1 protein-coding gene is annotated in these 1,444 nt (G+C 64.5%); it reads left to right on the forward strand.

Features of this window, described 5'->3' with window-relative positions; all coding sequences use genetic code 11:
• Positions 1–103 precede the first annotated feature (103 nt).
• On the forward strand, positions 104–1,162 hold the full coding sequence (locus tag CSC64_RS13760) for an IS110 family RNA-guided transposase (protein WP_162435899.1): 1,059 nt from the start codon (positions 104–106) through the stop codon (positions 1,160–1,162).
• The last annotated feature ends 282 nt before the right edge of the window (positions 1,163–1,444 follow it).

The raw sequence follows: 1,444 nt of genomic DNA on the forward strand, positions 1-1,444 counted from the left end.
TCGGCTTGAATGATGGGATGGACTCCTCCCGCGTCGCCACACGGCTTCGATGAGCCAGACCGATACTGGATCGGGACACGGGATCGCGAGAGGAGTCCACGCCATGCATGCTATTACCGTCGCTATCGACTTGGCAAAAGACGTCTTCGAGCTGGCCTTCGCCGATGAACGGGGCCAGGTCGTGGAGCGCAAACGGCTGTCACGCCGGACCTTCGCCCGGGCGCTGGAACAACGCCCACCCCTACGGGTGCTGATGGAGGCTTGCGGCAGCGCGCATTACTGGGCCCGGCGATTCCAGGGCCAAGGTCATGCGGTGCGCCTGCTTCCGGCCCGCGACGTACGCCCTTATGTGCGAGGCAACAAGACCGATCGCAACGATGTGGCCGGGATACTGGAAGCCGACCGCTGCGGCGATATCGCCGGCGTGCCGGTAAAGACACCCGAGCAACAGGGCATCCAGGCCCTGCACCGGTTGCGCGAACATCTCAAGGCCGAGCGCACCGCTACGATCAACCTGCTGCGCGGCGTGCTCCGCGAGTTCGGGCTGACCATCCCCGCCGGCGCCCTGAAAGTGCCAGCAGCCGTACGTGATGCACTCGAGGATGGCGACAACGAGTTACCCATGTCCCTGCGCTACAGCCTGGACGAACAGCTGCAGCGGTTGGCGCAAATGCAGGGAAACATGGCGGCCATCGAGCAGCGCCTGGACGAATTCGCCACCCGCGACGCGGCCGTGCAGCGCTATCGCCGCGTGCCGGGCGTGGGCCTGCTGACAGCCACGGCATTGCGGGCTAGTGCAGGCGACCTGTCGCGGTTCCGCAATGGCCGCCAGTTCGCCGCCTGGCTGGGGCTGACCCCGCGCGAGCATTCCTCGGGACAACAACGCCGCCTGGGCGGCATGACCAAACGCGGCGACGTGCACCTGCGCACGCTACTGGTTCACGGCGCCCGCGCCGTGCTGCAGGCCGCACGCCTGAAGCAACGACGAGGGCAAGCGCTCGATCCATTGCAAGCCTGGGCGCTCAAGGTGCAGGACACCCGCGGCCACAACAAGGCCGCCTGCGCGTTGGCCAACAAACTGGCGCGACGGCTGTGGGCGATGGAACACCACGGCCGGGCCTTCGATCCGCAACACGTGAGCCAGCGGCCCATTGCACGCTGATCTTCAACCGCTCTACCGCTTCAACATTTCAACACCAGCAATTGCCGAATACGATCTCGATCATGGTGAAGGGTTCGGTCCCGGTGCGGACAAAGCCGATAACAATTCAGGCCGCAAAGCCGCTTGAACGATAGGCACCCGCGCCGCGGATTCCATGATGGCCCGAGCACATCAACGGCTCACCCTAAGGCCGAATACACGACTGCAACCGTTCCGCTTCCCCGGTCAGATCACTTCGACAACAGCTGCTTGACGGAGGAGTCCATACAGGAATTGTTAGGC

The organism is Pseudoxanthomonas koreensis, assembly GCF_010093225.1.
GTDB classification, from domain to species: Bacteria; Pseudomonadota; Gammaproteobacteria; order Xanthomonadales; family Xanthomonadaceae; genus Pseudoxanthomonas; species Pseudoxanthomonas koreensis.

What these genes read in the sequence shown, in the direction of transcription:
- CSC64_RS13760 (WP_162435899.1), top strand. Translation starts at nt 104, where the DNA reads ATGCATGCTATTACCGTCGCTATCGACTTGGCAAAAGACGTCTTCGAG.